20 protein-coding genes are annotated in these 22,686 nt (G+C 51.6%); all 20 read right to left on the bottom strand.

Going from position 1 to position 22,686, the window contains the following annotated elements; genetic code table 11:
• Position 1: 1 nt before the first annotated feature.
• Positions 2 to 1,141 carry a carboxynorspermidine decarboxylase gene (gene nspC, locus EFB11_RS00645; protein WP_122788427.1) on the bottom strand — a complete coding sequence of 380 codons (1,140 nt, stop codon included), beginning with the start codon at positions 1,139 to 1,141 and terminating at the stop codon, positions 2 to 4.
• Positions 1,141 to 2,400 (bottom strand): saccharopine dehydrogenase family protein, encoded by a 1,260-nt coding sequence (locus tag EFB11_RS00650; RefSeq protein ID WP_122788428.1) that lies wholly within the window; start codon positions 2,398 to 2,400, stop codon positions 1,141 to 1,143. Before EFB11_RS00650 ends, nspC begins: the two co-directional genes overlap by 1 nt.
• 21 nt (positions 2,401 to 2,421) lie before the next feature.
• Positions 2,422 to 3,276, bottom strand: coding sequence for an agmatinase (gene speB / locus EFB11_RS00655; protein WP_122788429.1), 855 nt, complete (start codon positions 3,274 to 3,276; stop codon positions 2,422 to 2,424).
• Complete coding sequence (gene speE, locus EFB11_RS00660) at positions 3,263 to 4,117, bottom strand: polyamine aminopropyltransferase (protein WP_122788430.1); 855 nt, start codon at positions 4,115 to 4,117, stop codon at positions 3,263 to 3,265. The genes speB and speE overlap by 14 nt, the downstream gene beginning before the upstream one ends.
• 6 nt (positions 4,118 to 4,123) lie before the next feature.
• On the bottom strand, positions 4,124 to 5,578 hold the full coding sequence (locus EFB11_RS00665; RefSeq protein ID WP_122788431.1) for an aminotransferase class I/II-fold pyridoxal phosphate-dependent enzyme: 1,455 nt from the start codon (positions 5,576 to 5,578) through the stop codon (positions 4,124 to 4,126).
• Entirely contained in the window at positions 5,575 to 6,351 is a 777-nt protein-coding gene (gene speD, locus EFB11_RS00670; protein WP_122788432.1) for an adenosylmethionine decarboxylase, read from the bottom strand. Before speD ends, EFB11_RS00665 begins: the two co-directional genes overlap by 4 nt.
• Positions 6,352 to 6,842: 491 nt before the next feature.
• On the bottom strand, positions 6,843 to 7,496 hold the full coding sequence (locus tag EFB11_RS00675) for a redox-sensing transcriptional repressor Rex (RefSeq protein WP_122788433.1): 654 nt from the start codon (positions 7,494 to 7,496) through the stop codon (positions 6,843 to 6,845).
• 20 nt (positions 7,497 to 7,516) lie between these two features.
• Complete coding sequence (locus EFB11_RS00680; RefSeq protein ID WP_122788434.1) at positions 7,517 to 8,677, bottom strand: isocitrate/isopropylmalate family dehydrogenase; 1,161 nt, start codon at positions 8,675 to 8,677, stop codon at positions 7,517 to 7,519.
• A gap of 130 nt (positions 8,678 to 8,807) precedes the next feature.
• On the bottom strand, positions 8,808 to 10,730 hold the full coding sequence (locus EFB11_RS00685) for an aconitate hydratase (protein ID WP_122788435.1): 1,923 nt from the start codon (positions 10,728 to 10,730) through the stop codon (positions 8,808 to 8,810).
• A gap of 179 nt (positions 10,731 to 10,909) precedes the next feature.
• Positions 10,910 to 11,938, bottom strand: coding sequence for a tRNA (adenosine(37)-N6)-threonylcarbamoyltransferase complex transferase subunit TsaD (gene tsaD / locus EFB11_RS00690; RefSeq protein WP_122788436.1), 1,029 nt, complete (start codon positions 11,936 to 11,938; stop codon positions 10,910 to 10,912).
• A gap of 36 nt (positions 11,939 to 11,974) precedes the next feature.
• Entirely contained in the window at positions 11,975 to 12,469 is a 495-nt protein-coding gene (locus EFB11_RS00695) for a GNAT family N-acetyltransferase (protein WP_122788437.1), read from the bottom strand.
• Complete coding sequence (gene rimI, locus EFB11_RS00700; RefSeq protein ID WP_243115136.1) at positions 12,469 to 12,924, bottom strand: ribosomal protein S18-alanine N-acetyltransferase; 456 nt, start codon at positions 12,922 to 12,924, stop codon at positions 12,469 to 12,471. Before rimI ends, EFB11_RS00695 begins: the two co-directional genes overlap by 1 nt.
• Positions 12,921 to 13,349 (bottom strand): low molecular weight protein arginine phosphatase, encoded by a 429-nt coding sequence (locus tag EFB11_RS00705; protein WP_122788438.1) that lies wholly within the window; start codon positions 13,347 to 13,349, stop codon positions 12,921 to 12,923. The genes rimI and EFB11_RS00705 overlap by 4 nt, the downstream gene beginning before the upstream one ends.
• Before the next feature lie 94 nt (positions 13,350 to 13,443).
• Positions 13,444 to 16,080: a DNA polymerase I gene (gene polA / locus EFB11_RS00710; protein ID WP_122788439.1), complete on the bottom strand. Its 2,637-nt coding sequence runs from the start codon at positions 16,078 to 16,080 to the stop codon at positions 13,444 to 13,446.
• Between the two features lie 138 nt (positions 16,081 to 16,218).
• Positions 16,219 to 17,286 (bottom strand): PTS transporter subunit IIC, encoded by a 1,068-nt coding sequence (locus EFB11_RS00715; RefSeq protein ID WP_122788440.1) that lies wholly within the window; start codon positions 17,284 to 17,286, stop codon positions 16,219 to 16,221.
• A 114-nt stretch (positions 17,287 to 17,400) separates the two neighbouring features.
• A complete protein-coding gene (locus EFB11_RS00720) occupies positions 17,401 to 19,272 on the bottom strand; it encodes a sensor histidine kinase (RefSeq protein ID WP_164706528.1) in 1,872 nt (623 codons plus the stop codon).
• A gap of 225 nt (positions 19,273 to 19,497) precedes the next feature.
• On the bottom strand, positions 19,498 to 20,202 hold the full coding sequence (locus EFB11_RS00725) for a response regulator transcription factor (protein ID WP_122788442.1): 705 nt from the start codon (positions 20,200 to 20,202) through the stop codon (positions 19,498 to 19,500).
• A 152-nt stretch (positions 20,203 to 20,354) separates the two neighbouring features.
• Positions 20,355 to 20,906, bottom strand: a complete 552-nt coding sequence (locus EFB11_RS00730; protein WP_122788443.1) for a hypothetical protein — start codon at positions 20,904 to 20,906, stop codon at positions 20,355 to 20,357.
• Positions 20,907 to 21,016: 110 nt separating this feature from the next.
• Entirely contained in the window at positions 21,017 to 22,324 is a 1,308-nt protein-coding gene (locus tag EFB11_RS00735) for a Na+/H+ antiporter NhaC family protein (protein WP_122788444.1), read from the bottom strand.
• A gap of 141 nt (positions 22,325 to 22,465) precedes the next feature.
• Complete coding sequence (locus EFB11_RS00740; RefSeq protein WP_122788445.1) at positions 22,466 to 22,603, bottom strand: AgrD family cyclic lactone autoinducer peptide; 138 nt, start codon at positions 22,601 to 22,603, stop codon at positions 22,466 to 22,468.
• Between the last annotated feature and the right edge of the window lie 83 nt (positions 22,604 to 22,686).

Consider the following 22,686-nt stretch of genomic DNA (forward strand, 5'->3'; position numbering starts at 1 on the left):
ATCAGGATAACCGCATTTTAAAGTCGGAATATCCAAATTCACGAATAACTTCAAAGCGGCCATCCTGCCGTTTGTAAACAATCGACGGCAGCGGCATACCATTGAAGGTATTATTTTTGACCATGGTGTACAAGGCCATATCCTCGAAGACCAGTCGGTCACCCTCGTGAAGCGGCTGGTCAAAGGAATACTCTCCAATGATATCCCCTGCCAGACAGGTCGCACTACCCAGACGGTAAGTATGCGCCTTCTCCCCTGCCTGTCCGCTGTTCATGAGCGGCGGCCGATACGGCATTTCCAACACATCGGGCATATGACAGGCTGCCGAAGCGTCCAAAATCGCGATGTCCGTCCCATTGTGCAAGGTTTCCAGTACGGTCGTCACCAGATACCCGGCATTCAGCACAACGGCTTCGCCGGGCTCCAAATAGACTTCAACGCCATACTTTTCCCGCAAATGGCGGACAATGCGAATGAGCCGTTCGATATCGTAATCATCCCTTGTGATGTGATGCCCACCGCCTAAATTGAGCCATTTCATCTGCGACAGCAAATCACCGAATTTGTCTTCTACGGCTGCAACCGTGGTTTCCAAATCATCTGAATTTTGCTCACAAAGGGTATGAAAATGCAGCCCATCCAGCAGCGGCAAAATATCGGCATCCAGGTTTGCGCGAGTCGTTCCCAAACGAGAACCGGGCGCACATGGGTCATAAATGGCATGTCCTTCCTGGGTCGAGCACTCCGGATTGATACGCAAACCGACCGATTTCCCGCGTTCACGCGCCACAGCAGCATATTTTCGCACCTGTTCGGGTGAATTGAAAACGATATCGTCCGCATAGGACAAAATTTCGTCGATTTCATCTGCGCGGTAAGCAGGCGAAAAAACATGGGTTTCCCCGCCGAATTCCTCATGCCCCAGCCGGGCTTCATATAACCCGCTCGCGGTCGTGCCGGCTAGATATTGCCGCAATAGCGGGTATACTGCAAACATGGAGAATGCTTTTTGCGCAAGCAGAATTTTACAGCCTGCCTGCTCAGACACGTGCTTTAAAATCTTTAAGTTATGCAGCAGCCGTTCCTCATCGATGAGATAATACGGCGTGCGGAAACCGCCATCGTTCCAGGTTTGGCTCATCAGTCCACCAGTACCGGAGCGTCGTTGATCTGCCACGGCAGGCCCCATTTATTAAGCGCATCCATGTACGGATCGGGATCAAACTCTTCCACGGTGTATACGCCGGGCTTGTTCCATTTGCCGGTCAGCAGCATCATAGCGCCGATCATTGCCGGCACACCGGTGGTGTACGAGATCGCCTGCGAACCGACTTCCTGATAGCATGCCTGATGGTCGCAAACATTGTAAATATACGCAGTCTTTTCCTGGCCGTCCTTTTTGCCGGTAAAGATGCAGCCGATGTTGGTCTTGCCCTTGGTGCGCGGACCCAGGGTTGCCGGGTCAGGCAGCAGCGCCTTAAGGAACTGAATCGGAACAATCTGATGTCCTTCGAACTCGATCGGCTCGGTGGACAGCATGCCGACATTCTCCAGACACTTCATATGGGTCAGATAGCTCTGCCCAAACGTCATAAAGAAGCGGATGCGCTGAACACCCGGAATATTCTTGGCCAGGGACTCGATCTCCTCGTGATGCAGCAGGTACATATCCTTCTGGCCCACCTGGTCAAAATCATACTCGCGCTTGATGCTCATGGCCGGAATCTCGACCCAGTGACCGTTCTCCCAGTACGAGCCAGGTGCAGAAACCTCACGCAGATTGATTTCCGGGTTGAAGTTGGTTGCAAACGGATAGCCGTGGTCGCCGCCATTACAGTCCAGGATATCGATGGTATCGATCTGATCGAACAGATGCTTCTGTGCATATGCGCAATAAGCCTGCGTAACGCCCGGGTCAAAGCCCGAACCGAGCAGCGCCGTCAGACCGGCCTTTTCAAACTTCTCCTTGTACGCCCACTGCCAGGAGTAATCAAAGTAAGCCGAAAAGCCTTCTTCCTTGCAGCGTTTGTCATAAACAGCCCGCCAAGCCGGGTCGTTAATGTCCTCGGGCTCGTAGTTAGCCGTATCCATGTAGTTGACACCGCATTCGAGGCATGCATCCATAATAGACAGATCCTGATACGGCAATGCGATATTCATAACCAAATCGGGCTGCACCTTGCGGATGAGCGCCACCAGTTCATCAACCTTATCGGCATCCACCTGTTCGGTCGTGATCTTGGTCTTGGTGGTACCTTCCAGCTTTGCCTTGAGCGCGTCACACTTGGACTTGGTGCGGCTGGCAATGCAGATTTCCTCGAATACTTCGCTGTTTTGGCAGCACTTATGAATCGCAACCGATGCGACACCGCCGCAGCCGATAATCAATACCTTTCCCATTTTTATCGTTCCTCCTATATCTTAATCTTGCAGCGCCAGCAGCATTTCCCGAACGATTTTGCATGCCACTGCGGTCGATGCACCGCTCGGGTCATAGTGCGGACTGAGTTCATTGACATCACAACCAACAATATGCAGCTTGCTGCATACCAGCGTTGCCGCGATGCGCAGCGCTTCAAACGAGATACCGCCCGGTTCTGGGGTGCCTGTGCCGGGAAATACCGACGGGTCGAGCACATCGAGATCAAGCGTAAAATATACCGGTTTATCGCGCAGTTTTTCAACGATCTGCGCCAACCCCTCGGTGTTAAAGCGTTGGGTGCGGACATGATCTTTGCCCCAGCGCCATTCCTCGCGGTCGCCCGAGCGAATCCCAAACTGATAAATGCGTTCATCGCCGAGCAGATCCCAGCAGCGGCGAATGACACAGGCATGCGACAACGGTTCACCCAAATAGTCTTCACGCAGGTCGGTATGCGCATCAAAGTGAATGATGTGCAAATCGGGATGCCGCTTGGCGCAGGCACGAACCGCGCCCAGCGTCACCAAATGCTCTCCACCCAGCAGAAACGGAACTTTTCCATCCTGTAAAATACCGTCTGCACAAGCTTCAATCTCCGCAAGTGCCGATTCCGGTCCGCCAAAACGAAGCTCCAGATCGCCGCTGTCCAAAATCGCATAATCGGTCAAATCTCGGTCCTGATACGGTGAGTAGCTTTCCAGTCCAAACGATTCCGAGCGAATGGCGTGAGGCCCAAATCGGGTACCCGGACGGAAAGAAGTTGTCGAGTCATACGGTGCGCCGAACAACACGACATTTGCCTGCTCATATGGCGCATCACAGGCCAAAAAGGTTTCGGTGTTAGCGTTCAACATCTTGCAGCAATTCCTCCACATAGGCCGGCAGATAAAAGGCACCCTTATGCAGTGTGGTGGTATAATACCGGCATTTTAAGCCCAATAGATTCCAGTCGGTTTCCCGCAGGTCTTTGAGCGGATGATATTTTTTCGAAGCAAATCCAAACAGCCAATGTCCGGACGGATAGGTCGGAATGTGAGCCTGATAGACCCGGCTGATCGGAAACGACTCCACAATGCGCTTGTGTGCACGTTGCATGGCGACCGCATCGGCATCGTAAAACGGGCTTTCATGCTGGTTTACCATGATACCATCTTCGCGTAAAGCCTTGAAGCAGTTGCCGTAAAATTCACGGGTAAACAGGCCCTCGCCCGGACCAAACGGATCGGTCGAATCGACGATAATCAGGTCATACGCATCCTCACAGCGGCGAACAAATTTCAGCCCGTCCGCATAATGGATGGTCAAGCGCGGGTCGTCAAACCGGCACGCCGTCTGCGGCAAATACTTTTTGCACACTTCGACAACGAGCGGGTCAATCTCCACCATGTCAATGTGCTCAATGGACGCATAGCGGGTCAGTTCCCGCACCACGCCGCCATCGCCCGCGCCAATGACGAGCACCTTGCGGATATTCGGATGCACCGCCATGGGCACATGGGTAATCATCTCGTGATAGATAAATTCGTCCTTTTCGGTCAGCATCATGTAGCCGTCCAGCGTCAGGAAACGTCCGAACTCGGGCGAATCAAAAACATCGATGCGTTGAAATTCACTTTTCCCGCTGTAAAGCTGCCGGTCGACCCGGATAGAAAGCTTCACATTCGGTGTATGCGCTTCTGAAAACCAAAAATCCAAACCAGCTCACACCCCTTTCAGTACATTCAGCCGTTCGATCCCTGCATCCTCTGGCCCGGTCATCGAGCAGCCCTTTTCTTTGGCATATTCGATATAATCCAAAATTTGATCGGTAATGCGTTCACCGGGCGCCAAAATCGGAATGCCCGGCGGGTAGCACATGACAAATTCACTACATACCCGTCCTGCGGTTTCCCGCAGCGGCAGCGACTCATGCGCCGCATAGAACGCCTGCTGTGGCGATACGGCGACCTCTGGGTCGATGTATTCCTGCTCCATCAGGCCGGTCTTATCCCCACCAAAGCGGCGGCGAATTTCGGCCATGGCACCGACCAGACGCTCGATCTCGCGTTCGCGGTCGCCGATGGAAATATAGGCTAAAATGTTACCCAAATCACCGAATTCAATCTGAATATCGTATTCATCGCGCAGCAAATCATACACTTCAATGCCGGCCAGACCAATATCGAGCGTATGTACCGACAGCTTGGTGACGTCAAAATCGTAAATGCTGTCGCCGTTGATAAGTTCCCGCGAATAGGCATAATACCCGCCAATGGCATTGATCTCCTCGCGTGCATACTCAGCCAGTTCTACGACTCGTGCAAAGGAAGCCTTGCCGCGCAGCGCCAGATTCCGCCGCGAAATATCGAGCGAACTAAGCAGCAGATACGAACCGCTTGTCGTCTGTGTCAGGTTGATAATCTGCCGCACATGGCCTTCGCTCATCGCGGGACCTGCTAGCAGCAGAGACGACTGGGTCAGGCTGCCGCCCGATTTGTGCATGGACACCGCCGCCATATCGGCGCCGGCCGCCATGGCAGACACCGGCAGATTTTCTCCAAAATAAAAATGTGTTCCATGAGCTTCATCTGCCAGACAGAGCATACCGTTGCGATGCGCCAGATCGACGATCGAACGCAAATCGGAGCAGATGCCGTAATAGGTCGGATTGTTGACCAGAACCGCTTTGGCGTCCGGATTTTCCCGGATAGCGCGTTCGACATCCGACACCCGCATGCCGAGCGGAATCCCCAAACGATCGTCACAAGCCGGGTTTACATAAACCGGAATCGCCCCGCACAATACCAAGGCCCCCATGACGCTGCGATGCACATTGCGCGGCAAAATGATCTTCTCCCCGCGCGCTACGACCGAAAGTACCATGCTTTGCACAGCCGAAGTCGTTCCGCCGACCATCAGGAACGCATGTGCCGCGCCAAATGCTTCTGCGGCCAAAATTTCGGCATCTCGAATGACCGAAACCGGATGGCACAGATTGTCCAGCGGCTTCATGGAGTTGACATCCATCTGCACACAGGTCTCACCCAACAAGGCAGCAAGTTCGGGATTTCCCCTTCCCCGCTTATGGCCCGGCACATCGAACGGCACCACACGCATTTTGCGGAAGCGTTCCAATGCTTCGTAAATCGGGGCCCGTTCCTGTGTTAATTGCTTCATGCGTTTTCTCCTTGGCTGTAAATGTTGCGTCCGCTGAAGATTTCGATCATCTCGCGACGGATATTTTCCATAATTTCCAGCCGCACCCGCGGCGGCAGTTCATAAGCATCGGTTTTGAACAAATAGTTTTGCAGATCGATGTCCTTCAGCATCATTTTCGTATGGAACAGATTGGCTTCATAGACATTGATGTCTACGGCGTCATACCGGCGCAGGGTCGCCGGCTCAATGTAATCCTGAATCGATGCAATGTGGTGGTCCAAAAAGAGCTTTTGGCCGTCTACATCGCGGGTAAAACCGCGCACACGATAATCCATGGTGATGATATCTGAATCAAAGGAGCCAATCAAATAGTCGAGGGTGGAAAGCGGCGTGATTTCGCCGCAGGTCGCCACATCAATGTCCACACGGAACGTCGCCAGACAGGTTTCCGGGTGATATTCTGGATAGGTGTGCACGGTAACATGGCTTTTGTCCAAATGAGCGACCTGAGTCTCTCCAATGGGGACCATGGATTGCTCGGAAATGAGCAGCGTGACAGAGGCGCCTTGGGGGTCAAAATCCTGCTTGGAAATGTTCAGCACATTGGCTCCGATCATGTCGGTCAGTGTGGTCAGGATATTGGTCAAGCGCTCGGAGTTATATTGTTCATCGATATAAGCGATGTAATCCTTTTGTTCACGCGGTGTTTTGGCATAACAAACGTCATAAATGTTAAAACTGAGCGCTTTGGTCAAATTATTAAACCCATAGAGTTTGAGTTTTTGTTCCATCGGCGGCCCCTCCTCCAGTAAAATAAAAAACGCAAGCACCGGCATCGTGCTTGCGTTTGAATTCCATATCCCAATCCGATACTTTCCCGCAGAAAAGCCCATGGATTGCAAGAAAATGAGATACAGAATGATGAGATCAGAGTCTATATAGCAAATATTTTACTTTTACTACTCTTATTGACCGTTTCACAAGCTTGATGTGCACGCTGCACACTGGTTATAAAGTAACCAACTTATAAAATTTGAGCTGTGGGCTCAATCAATAAGGCAACGAAAAAGTTGCCGCTCGGCAGTCGACCCGGCTGTCCGCATGGCCTTAACCCGAAAACGGGTGGTCGAAAAATATTTACATGAAAGATCACAGCATTGCTGCATTTCATACTTTAATAATAATATACCCGATGGCGAAGAATGTCAAGAAAGAAATTCTCGGTGTGCCCCGACGTAAAAAGAAACGACATCGCGTCTGCCATGTCGTTTCTTATGAAGCTTTATTCGTCCGCAGCTTTCGCATCCTCAGAATCTACCGCATAGCAGAGAATCATCAGACTGTCGGAAAAGTGCACATTTTCAACCGGAATGCCCAATCCTTCCAAATGAAGGTCCTCTCCGGTAAAATTCCACAGGCCACGGATACCATGGTCGACCAGATTTTTGGCCATATAGGGCGCAATCCCATGCGGTACCGTCAACACCGCAACATCTGGATGATGCTGATCGACATAGTCGTACAGTTCGGCCACGTCGCGGATGTTGACCGGTCCGAAATCCATGCCAACGACTTTTTTATCGGCGTCAAATGCACAAATCAAATCAAAACCGCTGGCTTTGAAATCAAAATTCTTCAAAAGTGCGCGGCCAATATTACCGACGCCGACCAAAATTGCTTTTCGCTGACGATGGATGCCTAAGATCTCTCCCAGGCCTTCGCACAGCTTTTCCACGTTATAGCCATATCCCTGCTGTCCAAATCCGCCAAAACAATTAAAATCCTGTCGGATTTGCGATGCGGTCAATCCCATCGATTCCGCAAGCGCACGGGATGATATACGTTGCACACCATTCGCCCGGAGCCTCGAAACATAACGATAGTAGCGGGGAATGCGGTGGATGACCGCCCGGGATACCTTCTGTTTCTTGTCCAAAGCGAAGCCTCCTACTTATTTCAATCGAGAGAAGCAATGGTTTCCAGCACGTAATCGGTAAACTCCTGCGCAGTTGCGCCGGTATCACGGCCGGTGATCACATACTTCTTCTTTTCATACATACAGATATCCAAAGCGCGATCGAGTTTCTTTGCCAGTTCGATCTCGCCAATGTGTTCGAGCAGCATGACCGATGCACGCAGTACCGACGACGGGTCGGCATACTTTGCGCGGCCTTCCTGCACCATACGCGGCGCCGAGCCATGGATTGCTTCGAACATCGCATACCGCTTGCCGATGTTAGCCGAACCAGCCGTACCAACACCACCCTGGATTTCCGCAGCTTCGTCGGTGATGATATCGCCGTACAGGTTGGGCAGTACAACGACCTTGAAATCACGGCGACGCTTGTCGTCCAGCAGCTTTGCGGTCATGATGTCGATATACCAGTCGTCAAATACGACTTCCGGATACTCAGCGGCAACCTTCTGGCAGGTATCGAGGAACTTGCCATCGGTCGTCTTGATGATGTTGGCCTTGGTTACACAAGAAACACGGTTCTTACCGGTCTTTTTCGCGTAATCAAATGCCAGACGGGCAATACGTTCACAGCCCTGCGAAGTCGCGACTGTAAAGTCGATGAACAGATCGTCCTCGATCTGCACGCCCTGCGAGCCGACTGCATAGCCGCCTTCGGTGTTTTCACGGTAGAACGTCCAGTCGATGCCGAGTTCGGGTACCTTCACCGGACGGACGTTGGCAAACAGGTCGAGCGCCTTACGCATTGCAACATTGGCAGACTCTACGTTCGGCCACGGATCGCCCTTACGCGGGGTCGTGGTCGGTCCCTTGAGGATGACATGGCAAGCCTTGAGTTCTTCCATGACATCCGGCGGAATAGCGCAGCCCAGTTCAGCACGGCGCTCAATGGTCAGGCCATCGATCACACGGAATTCAACCTTGCCCGCCTTGACCTTATCGGCCAGCAGGGTTTCCAGCGCATGCTGCGCCATACCGGTGATCATCGGGCCAATGCCGTCGCCGCCGCAAACGCCGATGATAATTTTATCCAACTTGGAATAGTCGATGAAATCGCCCTGCTCCTTCATCGCACGGATGCGCGCGAGCTGGCTTTCTACGACTTTTTCATATTGCGCAATTGCTTTTTCAGATAATGCCATTGGGGTGTCCTCCAACTAATCGATATTATTTTAACAATTTTTCAGCTAGTTGTCAACGAGTCGTCCAGACTCCTTTGGTCAGACGCCGGTAAAAAATTTGATGCAACCGTATCTTTGACAAAAATATGACTTAGCCGTTTTGCTTTTTCGCATAATTGAGCGTACCGCCTGCCAGCAGTGCACCGCGCTGACGGTCGGAAACTTCGCATTCCGCCTGGAAGGTGTAGCCATTGACAACTACCGTCACACGGCTGCCATTTTTAATTTCCTCGGCAATATGCGGCAGCTGGATGCTGTCGTTCAGGCTGATCTTATCGTAGTCTGCCGGGTCAACGAACGTCAACGGGATGATGCCCGAGTTGACCAGGTTGGCCTTGTGGATACGGGCAAACGACTTGACTAGAACCGCACGAACGCCCAGATATAGCGGCACCAGTGCAGCATGTTCACGGGACGAGCCCTGACCATAGTTTGCACCGCCGACGATCACGCCACCACCCTGCTCCTGGCAGCGAGCCGGGAACTTGGGATCGACGTTAATGAAGCAGTAGTTGGAGTAATACGGGATGTTGGAACGATACGGCAGCAGCTTGGCGCCAGCCGGCAGGATGTGGTCGGTAGTGATGTTGTCCTCGATCTTAAGGACGACCTTACCAGCATAGCTGTCTTCCAGTTCCTTGCCCAGCGGGAAGAGCTTGATGTTCGGACCACGACGTACTTCAACGGTGGACGGGTCTTCCGCGGGCTTGATAATCAGATTATCGTTGATATCAAAATGCTCGGGCATTTCGATGACCGGTGCCTCACCCAGCGTACGCGGGTCGGTCAGGACACCAGCCAGCGCCGAAGCGGCAGCCACTTCGGGCGAAACCAGATAGATCTGTGCATCCTGGGTACCCGAACGACCTTCGAAGTTGCGATTAAAGGTACGCAGCGAAACGCCGCCCGATTCGGGAGACTGGCCCATACCGATGCATGGACCGCAAGCGCATTCCAGAATACGAGCGCCGGCTGCAATGATATCCGACAGGGCGCCGTTCTTGGCGAGCATATCAAATACCTGCTTGGAACCCGGGCTGATGGTCAGCGATACATCCGGATGAATGGTCTTGCCCTTCAGGATGGCAGCGACCTTCATCATATCATAGTAAGACGAGTTGGTGCACGAACCGATGCAGCACTGGTTGACCGTGATCGGGCCGATCTCGGTGACCGGCTTCACATTGTCGGGCATGTGCGGCATCGCAGCCAGCGGCACCAGCGTATTAAGGTCTACCGTGTATTCTTCATCGTACTTGGCATCCGGGTCGGATGCGAGCGGTACATAAACATCGCCGCGGCCCTGTGCTTCCAGAAATGCCTTGGTCACTTCGTCCGACGGGAAAATGGACGTGGTGGCGCCCAGTTCAGCGCCCATATTGGTGATCGTTGCACGCTCGGGTACCGACAGCGTCGCAACGCCTTCGCCTGCATACTCTACAATCTTGCCAACGCCGCCCTTGACGGTCATCTGGCGCAGTACATCCAAAATGATGTCCTTGGCAGCGACCCACGGCTGCAATTTGCCGGTCAGGGTCACGCGTACCATCTTGGGCATGGGGATGTAATACGCGCCGCCGCCCATGGCGACCGCAACGTCCAGGCCGCCTGCACCAAACGCCAGCATACCGATGCCGCCGCCGGTGGGGGTGTGGCTGTCCGAACCAATCAGGGTCTTGCCCGGTGCGCCAAAGCGTTCGAGATGTACCTGATGGCAGATACCGTTGCCTGCCTTGGAGTAGTAGATGCCATGCTTCTTGGCAACCGTACCGATGTACTTGTGGTCGTCCGCATTCTCAAAACCAGACTGGAGGGTATTGTGGTCAATATAGGCAACCGATCGTTCGGTCTTGACCTGGTCGACTCCCATGGCCTCAAATTGCAGGTACGCCATGGTACCCGTGGCGTCCTGGGTCAGGGTCTGATCGATTTTCAAACCGATCTCCTGGCCCTGCACCATTTCCCCATCGACCAGATGTGCTTTCAGAATTTTTTCTGCAATCGTCATTCCCATTGTCTTGCATCGCTCCTCATGATGATCCGTGCGGCAAACCCTTGCCGCAGCTTTCCTCTATGTGACGGCTTCCACAGCCTTCTCCACGGCGTTGTGCCGTGCCCAAATTGTAAAAAAACGGCTTTCGAAACGAAACCCTTCTTATTTTAACGCAAAAGCCGCTGTTTTTCCAGAGTAAATCACGAAATTTTTTGACAAATCTTTTCGCTGATTTCGGCTGTTGCAAAAGCATTTTGCAGGGTCGTGCCCAGATTGCCGGCTTGGAATTCATAATACGCCTGGCTTCCGATCATGGCCGCATTGTCGCCGCACAAGTGGAGCGGTGGCAGATAAAGCTGGATCTTCCGGCGGGCTGCCATTTCATGCAGGGCTTTGCGCAGCCAGGAATTGGCGGCTACCCCGCCGGCACAGACCACATCCCGCACACCGGTCTGGTCGATCGCAAGCTCCAGCCGGGGCACTAGCGTATCGACTACTGCTGCACAAAATGCGGCCGCCAGAGCGGGTTTATCAATGGTTTCGCCCTTTTGCTCGGCGTTATGCGCCAGATTGATGACCGCTGTTTTCAGGCCCGAGAACGAAAAATCCAGTGGAGCATCTTTGACTTTGGAATGCGGCAGCGGATATTTGGACGCATCGCCGCCGCGCGCCATGGTATCGATCTTCGGTCCACCCGGGTATCCCACGCCCAGCACGCGCGCAACCTTATCAAAAGCTTCTCCTGCTGCGTCGTCCCGCGTGCCGCCCAGAATTTCAAAAGAGGTATAATCCCGGACCAGCACCAGCAAACTATGCCCACCTGAAGCCACCAGCGTTAAAAACGGCGGCTTCAGCTCGGAAAACACCAGATAATTTGCCGCGATATGGCCCCGGATGTGATGCACCGGGATAAACGGTTTCTGTAAAGAATACGCCAGGGACTTGCCGAAATTGGCGCCTACCAGCAAGGCACCGATCAGTCCCGGCGCGCAGGTCGCCGCAACAGCGTCAACGTCCGATGCATCCATATTGGCTTCCCGCAAGGCCAGATCGATGACACGCACCACGGCCTCCATATGCCGGCGGGAAGCGATTTCCGGAACCACCCCGCCATAGAGGGCATGAGTCTCCACCTGACTGTCTACGATATTGGATAAAATATGCCGTCCGTCTTCGATGATCGCAGCGGCGGTTTCATCGCAAGAGGACTCAATCGCTAAAATTTTCATTTCAAATCATCCATTTCTTTGTCTGGCATCCTGTTGTCAACGCATGGTGCCATCCGATATTTCTTTTTCCATACATAGCACATTCGAATCGCCCACAAAATCCCCGTAATTGTCGCAAACCTGATAGCCCAGATGGCGATAGGCTGTGATTGCCCCTTCCATATCCGAACCAGTTTCCAGCACCGCCCGATGGCAGCCAGATGCTGCGGCATGCTGCTCGATGGCTTCCATCAGCTGGCGTGCGATCCCCTGCTCCCGATATGCAGGGCGGACATACATGCGTTTGACCTCTGCTGTGACGGCATCCATCGCTTTCCAGCAGCAGCATGCGACCGGGACTTCCTGCACATAGGCCACCGCGGCACCAGCCATTTTTGTCAGGTCATGATATTTTTGATATTTCCGCGTGGCTTCTCCGTAACGTTTCACGAAAAAGTCATCCAATTCTGCGGTCAACATGTGTAAATGTGGGTGATTAACTTCTACAAATTTTAATTCCATATTCTTCATTCCAATCTTCCAAAGGTCCATCAATCGGCCGATTCTTTATCCAAAAATAAGGTCATCAGCATGGCGTCCTCTTTGGGGTCATGATAGAACGCTTTGCGCGTGCCCACAGAAATATAGCCTGCCTTTTCATATAAAGCAATGGCTGCTACATTGGATACCCGTACTTCCAGGGTAATAAACGACAGCCCCTGCTTCTCCGCTGCTTTTTGCAGTTCCTGCAATAGACGGCGGGCAATGCCATGCCGCCGGGCATCCGGCCGAACCGCTACATTGGTGATATATCCTTCATCCAGCACGGTTTTACAGCCCACATATCCCAGCGGTTCCGGCCCCTCCGCTACCAGGAACAAACTTCCGTCCTCTTCCAACTCTGCCGCCAAAGCGTTTTCGCTCCAAGGGGTGTGAAAGCATTGCTGCTCAATCACTGCTAGGGCCGGAATATGCTCTGGCTGCATTTTTGCGATTTTGATTTTCATGATAACCTCTCAATAATTGCCGATACCCCCGTGCGAATCTGTTCAGCGCACTGGCGGTATGTATCCAGATCCCCACCAAAAGGATCGGATATATCCTGCGGCAACAAGGTGAATAATTTACTTTCCGCTTGCGGGAATTCGGCTAAAACGCGGTCATAGTGCGCGCCGGTCATGCAGACTAGATATTTTGCGTCCGCAACAATTTGACTGTTTAACATTCGCGAATGATGCCCAGACAAATCGGCTCCCATCTCAGCCGCAGCTGTGCGGGCATGTTCGGATGCCGGCAAACCATCCACGGTAAAAATACCAGCTGACTCTGCATGCAGTCCGGTTTTCTCCTCCCCGCCCAGCGCCCGAAACAGGCCTTCGGCCATCGGGCTGCGGCAGGTATTGCCTGTACATAAAAATACGATTTTGTCCATCGTTCACCCTCCTTGCAAGGCATTGACCTTGCCATCCATGTCAATGCATATAACCTCTGTAAAGGTTGCTGCCAGTAACCTTTACACGGTACAATTATCCCTTTGCAGTATACCAATCATGCCCTGTATGCGCTTCTGCGATAAGAGGAGCATCCATTTTTATCGCACCCTCCATTTCTTCGGTCAGAAGCTTGGTGACGACTTCCTGCTCCTCCAGTGGGGCTTCCAAAATCAGCTCGTCATGCACCTGCAAGATCAATTTACTGCGATATCCTTCCTCTCGCAGGCGGCGCCAGACGCGCAGCATGGCGATTTTGATAATATCCGCTGCCGTCCCCTGAATGGGCGTATTCATGGCTACGCGTTCGCCAAACGAACGGATCGCAAAGCTTTTGCTGGAAAGCTCCGGCAAATAACGGCGACGACCAAACAACGTTTCGACATATCCATGTTCTTTGGCAAACGCTTTGCTTTCCTGCATATATCGGTCTACACCTGGATAGGTCGCCAGATAGCTTTGAATGAATTCCCGCGCCTGTTTGCGGGTCACCCCAATATCGCCCGCCAGCGCAAAATCGGAGATGCCATATACAATACCAAAGTTGACTGCCTTGCAACTGGAGCGCATTTGGCTGGTGACTTCTTCCGGCGGCACGCCATAGACCTTGGAAGCCGTCGCCGCATGGATATCCTGCCCGTGCCGGAAAGCTTCCAGCATGGCTTCATCTTTCGCGATATGGGCCAATACCCGCAGCTCAATCTGTGAATAGTCGGCATCAATCAGAACATGTTGTTCGTCCTCAGCAATGAACATACGGCGCAGTTCCCGTCCCAACTCAGTCCGTACCGGAATATTCTGCAAATTGGGGTCGGTCGAAGATAACCGTCCGGTCGCGGTCACGGTCTGCTGAAAATGCGAATGAATACGCCCATCCTTGGGGTCGATCACTTTGAGCAAACCGTCCACATAGGTGCTTTTCAGTTTGGTCAGCTGCCGGTATTCGAGCACTTCCCCGACGATGGGATGATATCCCACAATGGCTTCCAGCACTTCCGCACTGGTCGAATAGCCACTCTTGGTCTTTTTCTGCACTGGAAGGCCCAGGCGCTCAAACAAGATTTCGCCCAGCTGTTTGGGGGAATTGATATTGAATGTTCCGCCTGCATCCGCATAGATGCGTTCGGTCAGCGACTCAATCCGCTCATCGAGCTGCTCGCCAAACTCCTGCAGCAATTGAGGGTCTGCCTTGCAGCCAATGTGCTGCATATCGGCCAGCACGGTCATGAGCGGCAATTCAAGATCAAAGTATAGTTTTTTGAGTGCAGGCTGCTCATCCAATCGTTTGGCGATCTCATCGTGCACCAGCTTGACTGCTTCGGTCCATCGAGCCAGAAGGCGGACCGCTTCCTCACGCCCGCCCAAGGGAGAAAAGGCATCTTCTTTTTCAAAGGCTGCATCCGGCAGTTCCAAATTCAAATAAGACAGGGTGACCCGCTGCAAATCATAGGCTCCTTCGGCTGGATTGAGCAAATAGGCACCCAGACAAGTGTCAAATACGACACCCTCTGGCCAAATGCACCGGGCCATCAGCTGCACATAGCTCTCTTTGATATCATGCGCCACCAGCTGAACGGCACCGGAAAATAGACGGCGCAGCAATTCAAACCACTCGTCGGAGGAAAAATCGTTCTCCACATAAACGAAAGCCTGACTTCCCTGCAACAAACAAAAGGCGTCCTGCCGGGCGGTCATGTACAGATAGACCGTATCATTACAGGATTTGATCTGTGCTAGACCTGCTTCAAACTGGTCCATCGTTTGAATTGTCAGCGTGCTTTCCGGGGCTTCCGGTACATCGTCGACCGTGAGACCAAGGCGTTTGATAAAGCTCTTAAACTCCAACCGAGTCAGCAAGGCATACAGCCCTTCCTCATCGATAAATTCTTCCGATAACGCTGTGGGGTCGATAGGCAATGGCGCATTGCGATCAATCGTCGCAAGCCAAAAGCTGTCCCGCGCACTTTGTGCACCGGCTTCCAACTTGTCCCGTACTCCTTTTTTGATGTCGGGGCTGTCCAGATTTTCGTAAATCGCATCCAGCGACCCAAAGCGCAGCAGCAGATTCATCGCTGTTTTTTGCCCGATGCCCGGTACGCCGCTGATATTATCCGAAGAATCGCCCATCAGGGCTTTCAGATCGATCAAATGGATGGGTGCAAATCCGTATTCTTCTTGGAACAAAGCTTCATCGTACCGGGTCGTGGTCGTCTGGCCCATCTTGGTGGTCACCAAACGAACGGTCGTCCCGCCGCCGACCAGCTGCAAGCTGTCTCGGTCACCGGTTACAATGACGCATTCGTCCCCATGCTCGTTGAGCACCCGGCTGATCGTGCCGATCAGATCATCTGCCTCATAACCGGCCTGTTCGCAGCAAGTGACTCCCAGCTTATCCAGCACATCCTTCATCACAGGCAGCTGAACGGCCAATTCGTCCGGCATCCCCTTTCGGGTCGCCTTGTAGCTGTCAAACTTCTTGTGACGGAAGGTCTTTTCCCGCACGTCAAAACAAACGATTGTCCGGTCGGGGCATTCTTCGTCTTGCAGCTTAAAAAAGGTCGATAAAAACCCATAGATTGCATTGGTATACAAGCCTTCGTGGTTGGTGAGCAGCCGCACGCCATAAAACGCGCGGTTTAAAATGCTGTTGCCATCAATGACCATGATTTTCATAGGCGTTTCCTCATTCCACAGTTTTCGATATTGAATATAGTATACTCCAAATCGTGCTTTTGCACAACCGAACCGGCAAAATAACCTGTTTTATACAAAAACATGCGGCCTACTCCAATGCAGGCCGCATGTTTGATCTTAATCTTCTAATTTTAAATCGTTTTCTTTGATCCATCCCATCTTCCGCAAGATCTCGCAAAAGATGACGGACAGGATGGCCGGCAGCACGAAGCTGATGAGGATAAGTCCCAACCATTCCATCATACCGGGTGATACGGGGGCTGCATTGTTCGTCGGCGAAATCCAGCCGGTATATACGCCGATCTGACCCACCAGTCCGCAGGTACCCATGCCCGACGAAACGGGCGCACCGTTCATCTGCAAGCCAAAGACACAGGTTGCAATTGGTCCGGTAATCGCTGACGCCAGTGTGGGCGGAATCCAGATGCGCGGATTGCGTACAATATTGGGCATTTGCAGCATTGAGGTCCCCAATCCTTGAGAAACTAGGCCGCCCCAGCGGTTTTCCCGGAAACTCATCACTGCAAAACCGATCATCTGCGCGCAGCAACCAGCAACCGCGGCGCCACCAGCCAAACCAGTCAAGCCCAACGCTGCACAAATGGCGGCCGACGAAATCGGTAACGTCAGTGCGACGCCGACAACGACCGAAACGACCACGCCCATCAGGAACGGCTGCAAATCGGTCGCCCACATAATGATCTGCCCAACTGCGGAGGCCGCAGCGCCAATGGCCGGTGCGCACCAAGCCGCTAACATACAGCCCGAGAAAATCGTGACAAACGGCGTCACTAGGATATCGATTTTGGTTTCCTTGGATACCGCCTTTCCCAATTCGGCTGCAATGACGGTAATGATCAGCACCGCAAGTGGACCACCGGCGCCGCCCAATTCATTGGTAGCCGAGCCAACGGTAATGAGCGAAAACAGCACCAGCGGCGGACAATGCAGTGCCCAACCGATGGCACAAGCCATCGCTGCGCCGACAACGTGCGTTTCTTTGGCGAAGTCACCCACTTGGACAAATACATCGATGCCCAATTGGGTGCCCAGCGTACCGACGATTGTGCCAATCAGAAGCGAGGCAAACAGGCCTTGCGCCATGGCGCCCAGTGCATCGACACCATATCGTTTTGCGGAGATTTCGATGTCCTTCCTCCGCAGAAATTCTTTTACGTTACTCATTTGAATCCGTCCTTTTTAATATGTCTTGTCACCTGTCAAATATAATAACAAATCTGCTGACAAATTGCAATCCTTTTTTGCATAAAAAACAGCGGCCTAAAAGGCCGCTGCTCTTTACGTATCATCTTCCATCTTTTCGAAGGTCAAAATTACTTTGAACAAATCGCCATCTACCATCAGTTCAAATTTGCCTTGCATCAGCTCGGTCAAACTTTGTGCAATGGACAAGCCCAAACCACTTCCTTCAGTCGAACGCGAAGCGTCGCCGCGGACAAAACGTTCCATCAGCTCATCTGCCGCAATGTTGAGCCGTTCACGCGAGATATTCTTCAGAGAAATGACCACCTGATTGGACCGGGTTTCCAAATCCATATATACCCGGGTACCCGGCATAGCATACTTGGTGATATTTCCAAGCAGATTATCAAACACGCGCCAAAGCAGGCGTCCATCCGCATAAATCGACGGCTCTTGCTCTGGGATGCTCAGCACAACATCCAGATTGCAGGACTGAAACCGTTCTGCGTATTCTCCGACACATTGCCGGAGCAGTTCGCCAGCATGGCTGCGTTCGGCATGAACTGTGATATTGCCGGTCGTTGCCTTACTGACTTCGATCAAATCGGTAATCAATTTTTTGAGTTTTGCGGATTGCCGGTCTAGTACGTCAAGATATTCTGTGGCCGGACCATCAGGTACCGGTTCCCCCTTGAGCAAATCGACATAGTTGATGATCGATGTCAAAGGGGTTTTGATATCGTGCGAAACATTGGTGAGCAACTCATAACGCATACGTTCGCTTTTGAGCCGTTCTTCGACGGCTACCGTCATCCCATCGGAAATCGCATTGAGATTGCGGGCATGGTCCTGTAAATCCCAATACATGTGATCGGTCGGCACCTTATAATCCAAATCGCCGCCTGCAAGTCGCTCCCCACCTTTTTTGAGCCGGTCGAGCTGCACGGCAAAAAAGCCGACGCCCAAAAGAATCAAGATATCGAGCAGCAACATGAGCAAAAACAAGCCGCCATCATAAACGGAGTGGAATGCCAGGAATTCCAAAACAATGAGCAATACCGCCGTAATGCCTACCAGTTTCCAAATAACATTTAAGTGCCGGAACAAGTCGGAGAGTTGGCCGAAAATCGTTCCCAAGCCATGCCGCACTTTGCGTAAAAGAGGAAGCAAAGCATTGGGCTTGGGTTCCGTCGCGCCGCCTTCTTGTTGTTTGGCGTGCCGCTGTGCCACAGCCCGCTGTCCAACTCGTACCATACATCCCACGCCGCCGTGCAGCTTCCGCCAAAGCCACGCGCCAACTTTCCAAATCAAGGTGCTGCGCAGCAGCATCCGCCCCTTGATGCGTGCTACACCTGTATGAATCCACAACAAAACCAGCAATACTGCCCCTGCAACGACCGCGACGACTAACCCGGTCATAAACGGCAGCATCTGATAAGCCTCCACGCCAACATAATATGGCAGGGAGAAATATTCTTCGATCGGCACGGTAATCAGGCAGCATAGAACTGCAAATACGACGGTCAGCACATCAAAAGGAACGCGGTGAAATCCTTTCAAAGCGATCGTGCCATCCGATGCAGAACGCCCTGCACTGAGCAGCAGCACGATCCACGCCAGTAACATAATCGCCAACGAAATACCGCCATGAATCAAATACGTCCACCGATTTTGCACGTGATTCAGGTACTGCTCCCGAAGATACAGAAAACAGTCCTGATAGGTTCCAGATGTGTCCAAATAGACCTTATAGCCATAATCTTCCTCGTAATGGGAATAATAGGGCAGTTCCTCCATCGTATTATTCACTTTGGTGCCTGCGATTGGATACTCTGTACCATCCTGATAAACCAGAATCACACGCAAACTGGATTCCTGCAGTTTTTTGGTTAGCTCGTTATAGAACTGCAATTCACTGTAATCCTTCTGCTGTTTCTGATCGTACTCATACCACGTTTGCGCATTCATAATATATTCTCCTTGCGCCTGATAGAAAAACGAATTATTATAGTATTCTTCAGAATAACAGCCTACGGAAGCCGCGAATAGCGCCTGACCTCCCCAAAAAGCCGCGAAAACTAAGCTTGCCAACATGACAAGGGCCGCCACCACCTTGATTGGCTTTGCATAAATGTGATAAATCTTCATCGCTTTCATCCTCCTTACCTGCAGAGCGTCCCACCGTTCTCCAACTCATCCGCGCCCTTCGGAACAAAATTTATATCCCTGTCCCCATACTACCTTCAAATAGCGGGGTTCCGCCGGATTGATCTCAATTTTCTCCCGCAGATGCCGGATATGTACGGCGACCGTCGAGTCCGAATTTCCATACGCAGCTCCCTCCCACACCAGTTCGTAGATTTTGGCCGAGGAATAGACTTTTCCTGCATTCTGCATGAGTAAATGCAAAATGCTATATTCGATCGGCGTCAGGTTGACGGTATCGCCATCCACCGTCACCCGTTTGCTATCATCATCCAGCGTCACGCCGCCAATTGTGATCACACTGGGATTTTGGGTGGGCATCGCCCCCAACATGGTATATCGCCGCAACTGACTTTTGACCCGTGCAACCACTTCAATGGGATTGAACGGTTTGGTCACATAATCATCTGCACCGATGGTAAGTCCCAAAATTTTATCGGTATCTTCCGATTTCGCCGTCAATAAGATAACGGGAATATTGCTGATCTCCCGTAATTTTGCAGTCGCCGCAATGCCATCCAAAACCGGCATCATAATATCCATCAAACACAGATGGATGTTTTCTTCCTGTAAGATTTTTAAAGCTTCTTCCCCCGTGTAGGCAGCAAAGACCTGATATCCTTCTGCCCCCAAATAGATCTTCAATGCCGCAACGATATCATGGTCGTCGTCACAAACCAGTATGTTGTACATCCTTGCCCCTCCCTTTCTGTCTTTTATTATGACACAGCTTCATTTAAAAACAAAGTAGCCAATCGTTTAAGGTTTCTTTAAGATGGCTCTTTGGAAAGAAAATTTTCTCCAGCCCATAGAAAAAGACCGGTCATTCGACCGGCCTTTTTTCTTTATTTTCTCTTGTATACGATTGGTTCATCAAACCCAAAGGTACGCTTGCCGTTCATCTCCATAGATTCCGAAACTTCCAACTTTTCGGCAGAAAAACGTTCAAACAGCGTAAATTTCAAAACCGGGGTAAACATACTCACGCTGCCGCCTTCCCATACGCCATCCTTGCAGCGATAAACCGCAGGGGTAAACTTGGTCGAGGCTTTCAAATCTGCATATGCGACCAGCTGCATCGTAGCATAGGAAAAGGTATTCTTATCCTGTCCCGCAGGAATGTCATACGAAGTTAACGTGACTTCTCCTTCTGCTTCGGTAAACAAAAACAGATGCGGCGACGCATGTGTCTTACCGTTGGTGGTGTAATAGCTCTCCTCCACCATAAATACACCTGCAAAGTCCTGCGGCAAACCGGTAATTTTATCGTTGCATGCTGTATTCACATGTTCTGCATAAGGAAAATCGGTGATACCCTGCTTTTGCAGCGCTTCTATCTGTTCTTGGTTATTGAAGTGTCCGGTGAGAATTTCCATAAAGTCCTGCAAGACGCTCATAAAACTTCCTCCATTCTAGGCGATCATTTCATATCGATTAAGTATGTTTTATCATAGCACATTCAATCACCAAACACAAGGATAAGCTTTCCACTCCATCGGCATTCGGCTTACGACTTTTCCGTCTTTTTCCCCTTCCGCCCAAATATAATGAAGAGCAGTGCCGAAACAGCCATCAGCATCGGATAGAAACAATACGGAATCAGATCGACCGGACTGATTTCCAGCGCAGTACCGGCGGTAAAGCTGACGGCGGTTAAGATCTGAGCACCATACGGAATCAGTCCCTGGCAAACCGAAGTGAAAATATCCAAAAGCGATGCCGTGCGCTTGGGACTGATATCATATTCTTCGGCAATTTCCTTGGCAACCGGGCCTGCAATGACGATGGCAATGGTATTATTCGCCGTAGCGCAGTCCACCGCAGCAGACAGCGCTGCAATACCGATTTCTGCCCCGCGTTTGCCACGGACCAGACGGCGAATCACATACAGAATCCAATCCACACCGCCATTCATGCGGATGAGCGCAACCACGCCAGCCACAATGATGGAAATGACGGTAATATCATACATGCTCATGATACCGTCACCCATGACAGTAAAGATGTCCTTGGGACCAAAATCGCCATAGAACAGGCCAACACCAAGCGACAATACCGTACCGCCAGCGAGCAGCATGATAACATTGCCGCCCAGCAGCGCACCAATCAAAACCACCAAATATGGTACAATGCGGATAAAGTCATAGGTCAGCGGTTCCTCGATTCTGTAATTGGACCCCATCGTGCAAGCGAACAAAATGATGATGGTCACAATCGCGGCTGGAAACACCAGCTTGATATTTTCGCGGAACTTGTCCTTCATGTCGCAGCCCTGCGTACGGGTCGCGGCGATCGTCGTATCCGAAATCATCGACAGATTGTCGCCGAACATCGCGCCGCAAACGGCCGCACCGATGCACAGGGCAACCGGCAGGCTGGTTTTTTCCGCAACCTGAATGGCAATGGGCGATAGAACGGTAATGGTGCCAACCGAGGTACCCATCGACGTCGAGATAAAGCAGCCAATCAAAAAGATACCGACCACAACAATATTGCTCGGCAAAATCGACAGGCCGAAATTGACGGTCGAATCTGCGCCACCGGCAGCGCTCACCGAACCGGAAAACGCACCCGCCATGACAAAGACCAAACACATAATCATAACGTTTTCGTCCGCCATGCCGCGAGCTGCTACATTCAGTTTTTCATGGAAGCTGACCTTTGGGTTCATCAAAAATGCAACGACCAGCGCCGTGACAAACCCGGCGATGGCAGGCATTTTGTAAAAATCATGGTCATTCCATATGCCATATCCAATAAACAGCGCCAGAAATACAACGATGGGCAATAGAGCCCAAGCATGTCCTTTTTTCATCCCTCATACCCCAATCTTTCCCATATCATACGATGTTGTAATGGTTTTCTTCCATGATACCCTATTTTCTATCAAAACACAAGCCTGAAAAGGAACAGGCAGCCTTTTTAAGGCTGCCTGTCCATTCTTTGCAAAAATCTCTTACTTGCGGAGCTTCTGCGGAACTACCGGCTGGTAGTACTTACCTGCGCACGGGATCTGGCTCATCACCAGAGCAACAGCTGCAACTGCGGTAGCAGCCTGTGCTACGAGCTTGGTCCACCATGTATTCTTTTTCACCTTTTCCACCTCCTTTTTCAAGATTATCCATAAATAAGATATCTCAATTTTATAGAAAAATCAAGACAAAAATGCCGGTGCAG

This window comes from Intestinibacillus sp. Marseille-P6563, from assembly GCF_900604335.1.
Classification (GTDB): Bacteria; Bacillota; Clostridia; order Oscillospirales; family Butyricicoccaceae; genus Butyricicoccus_B.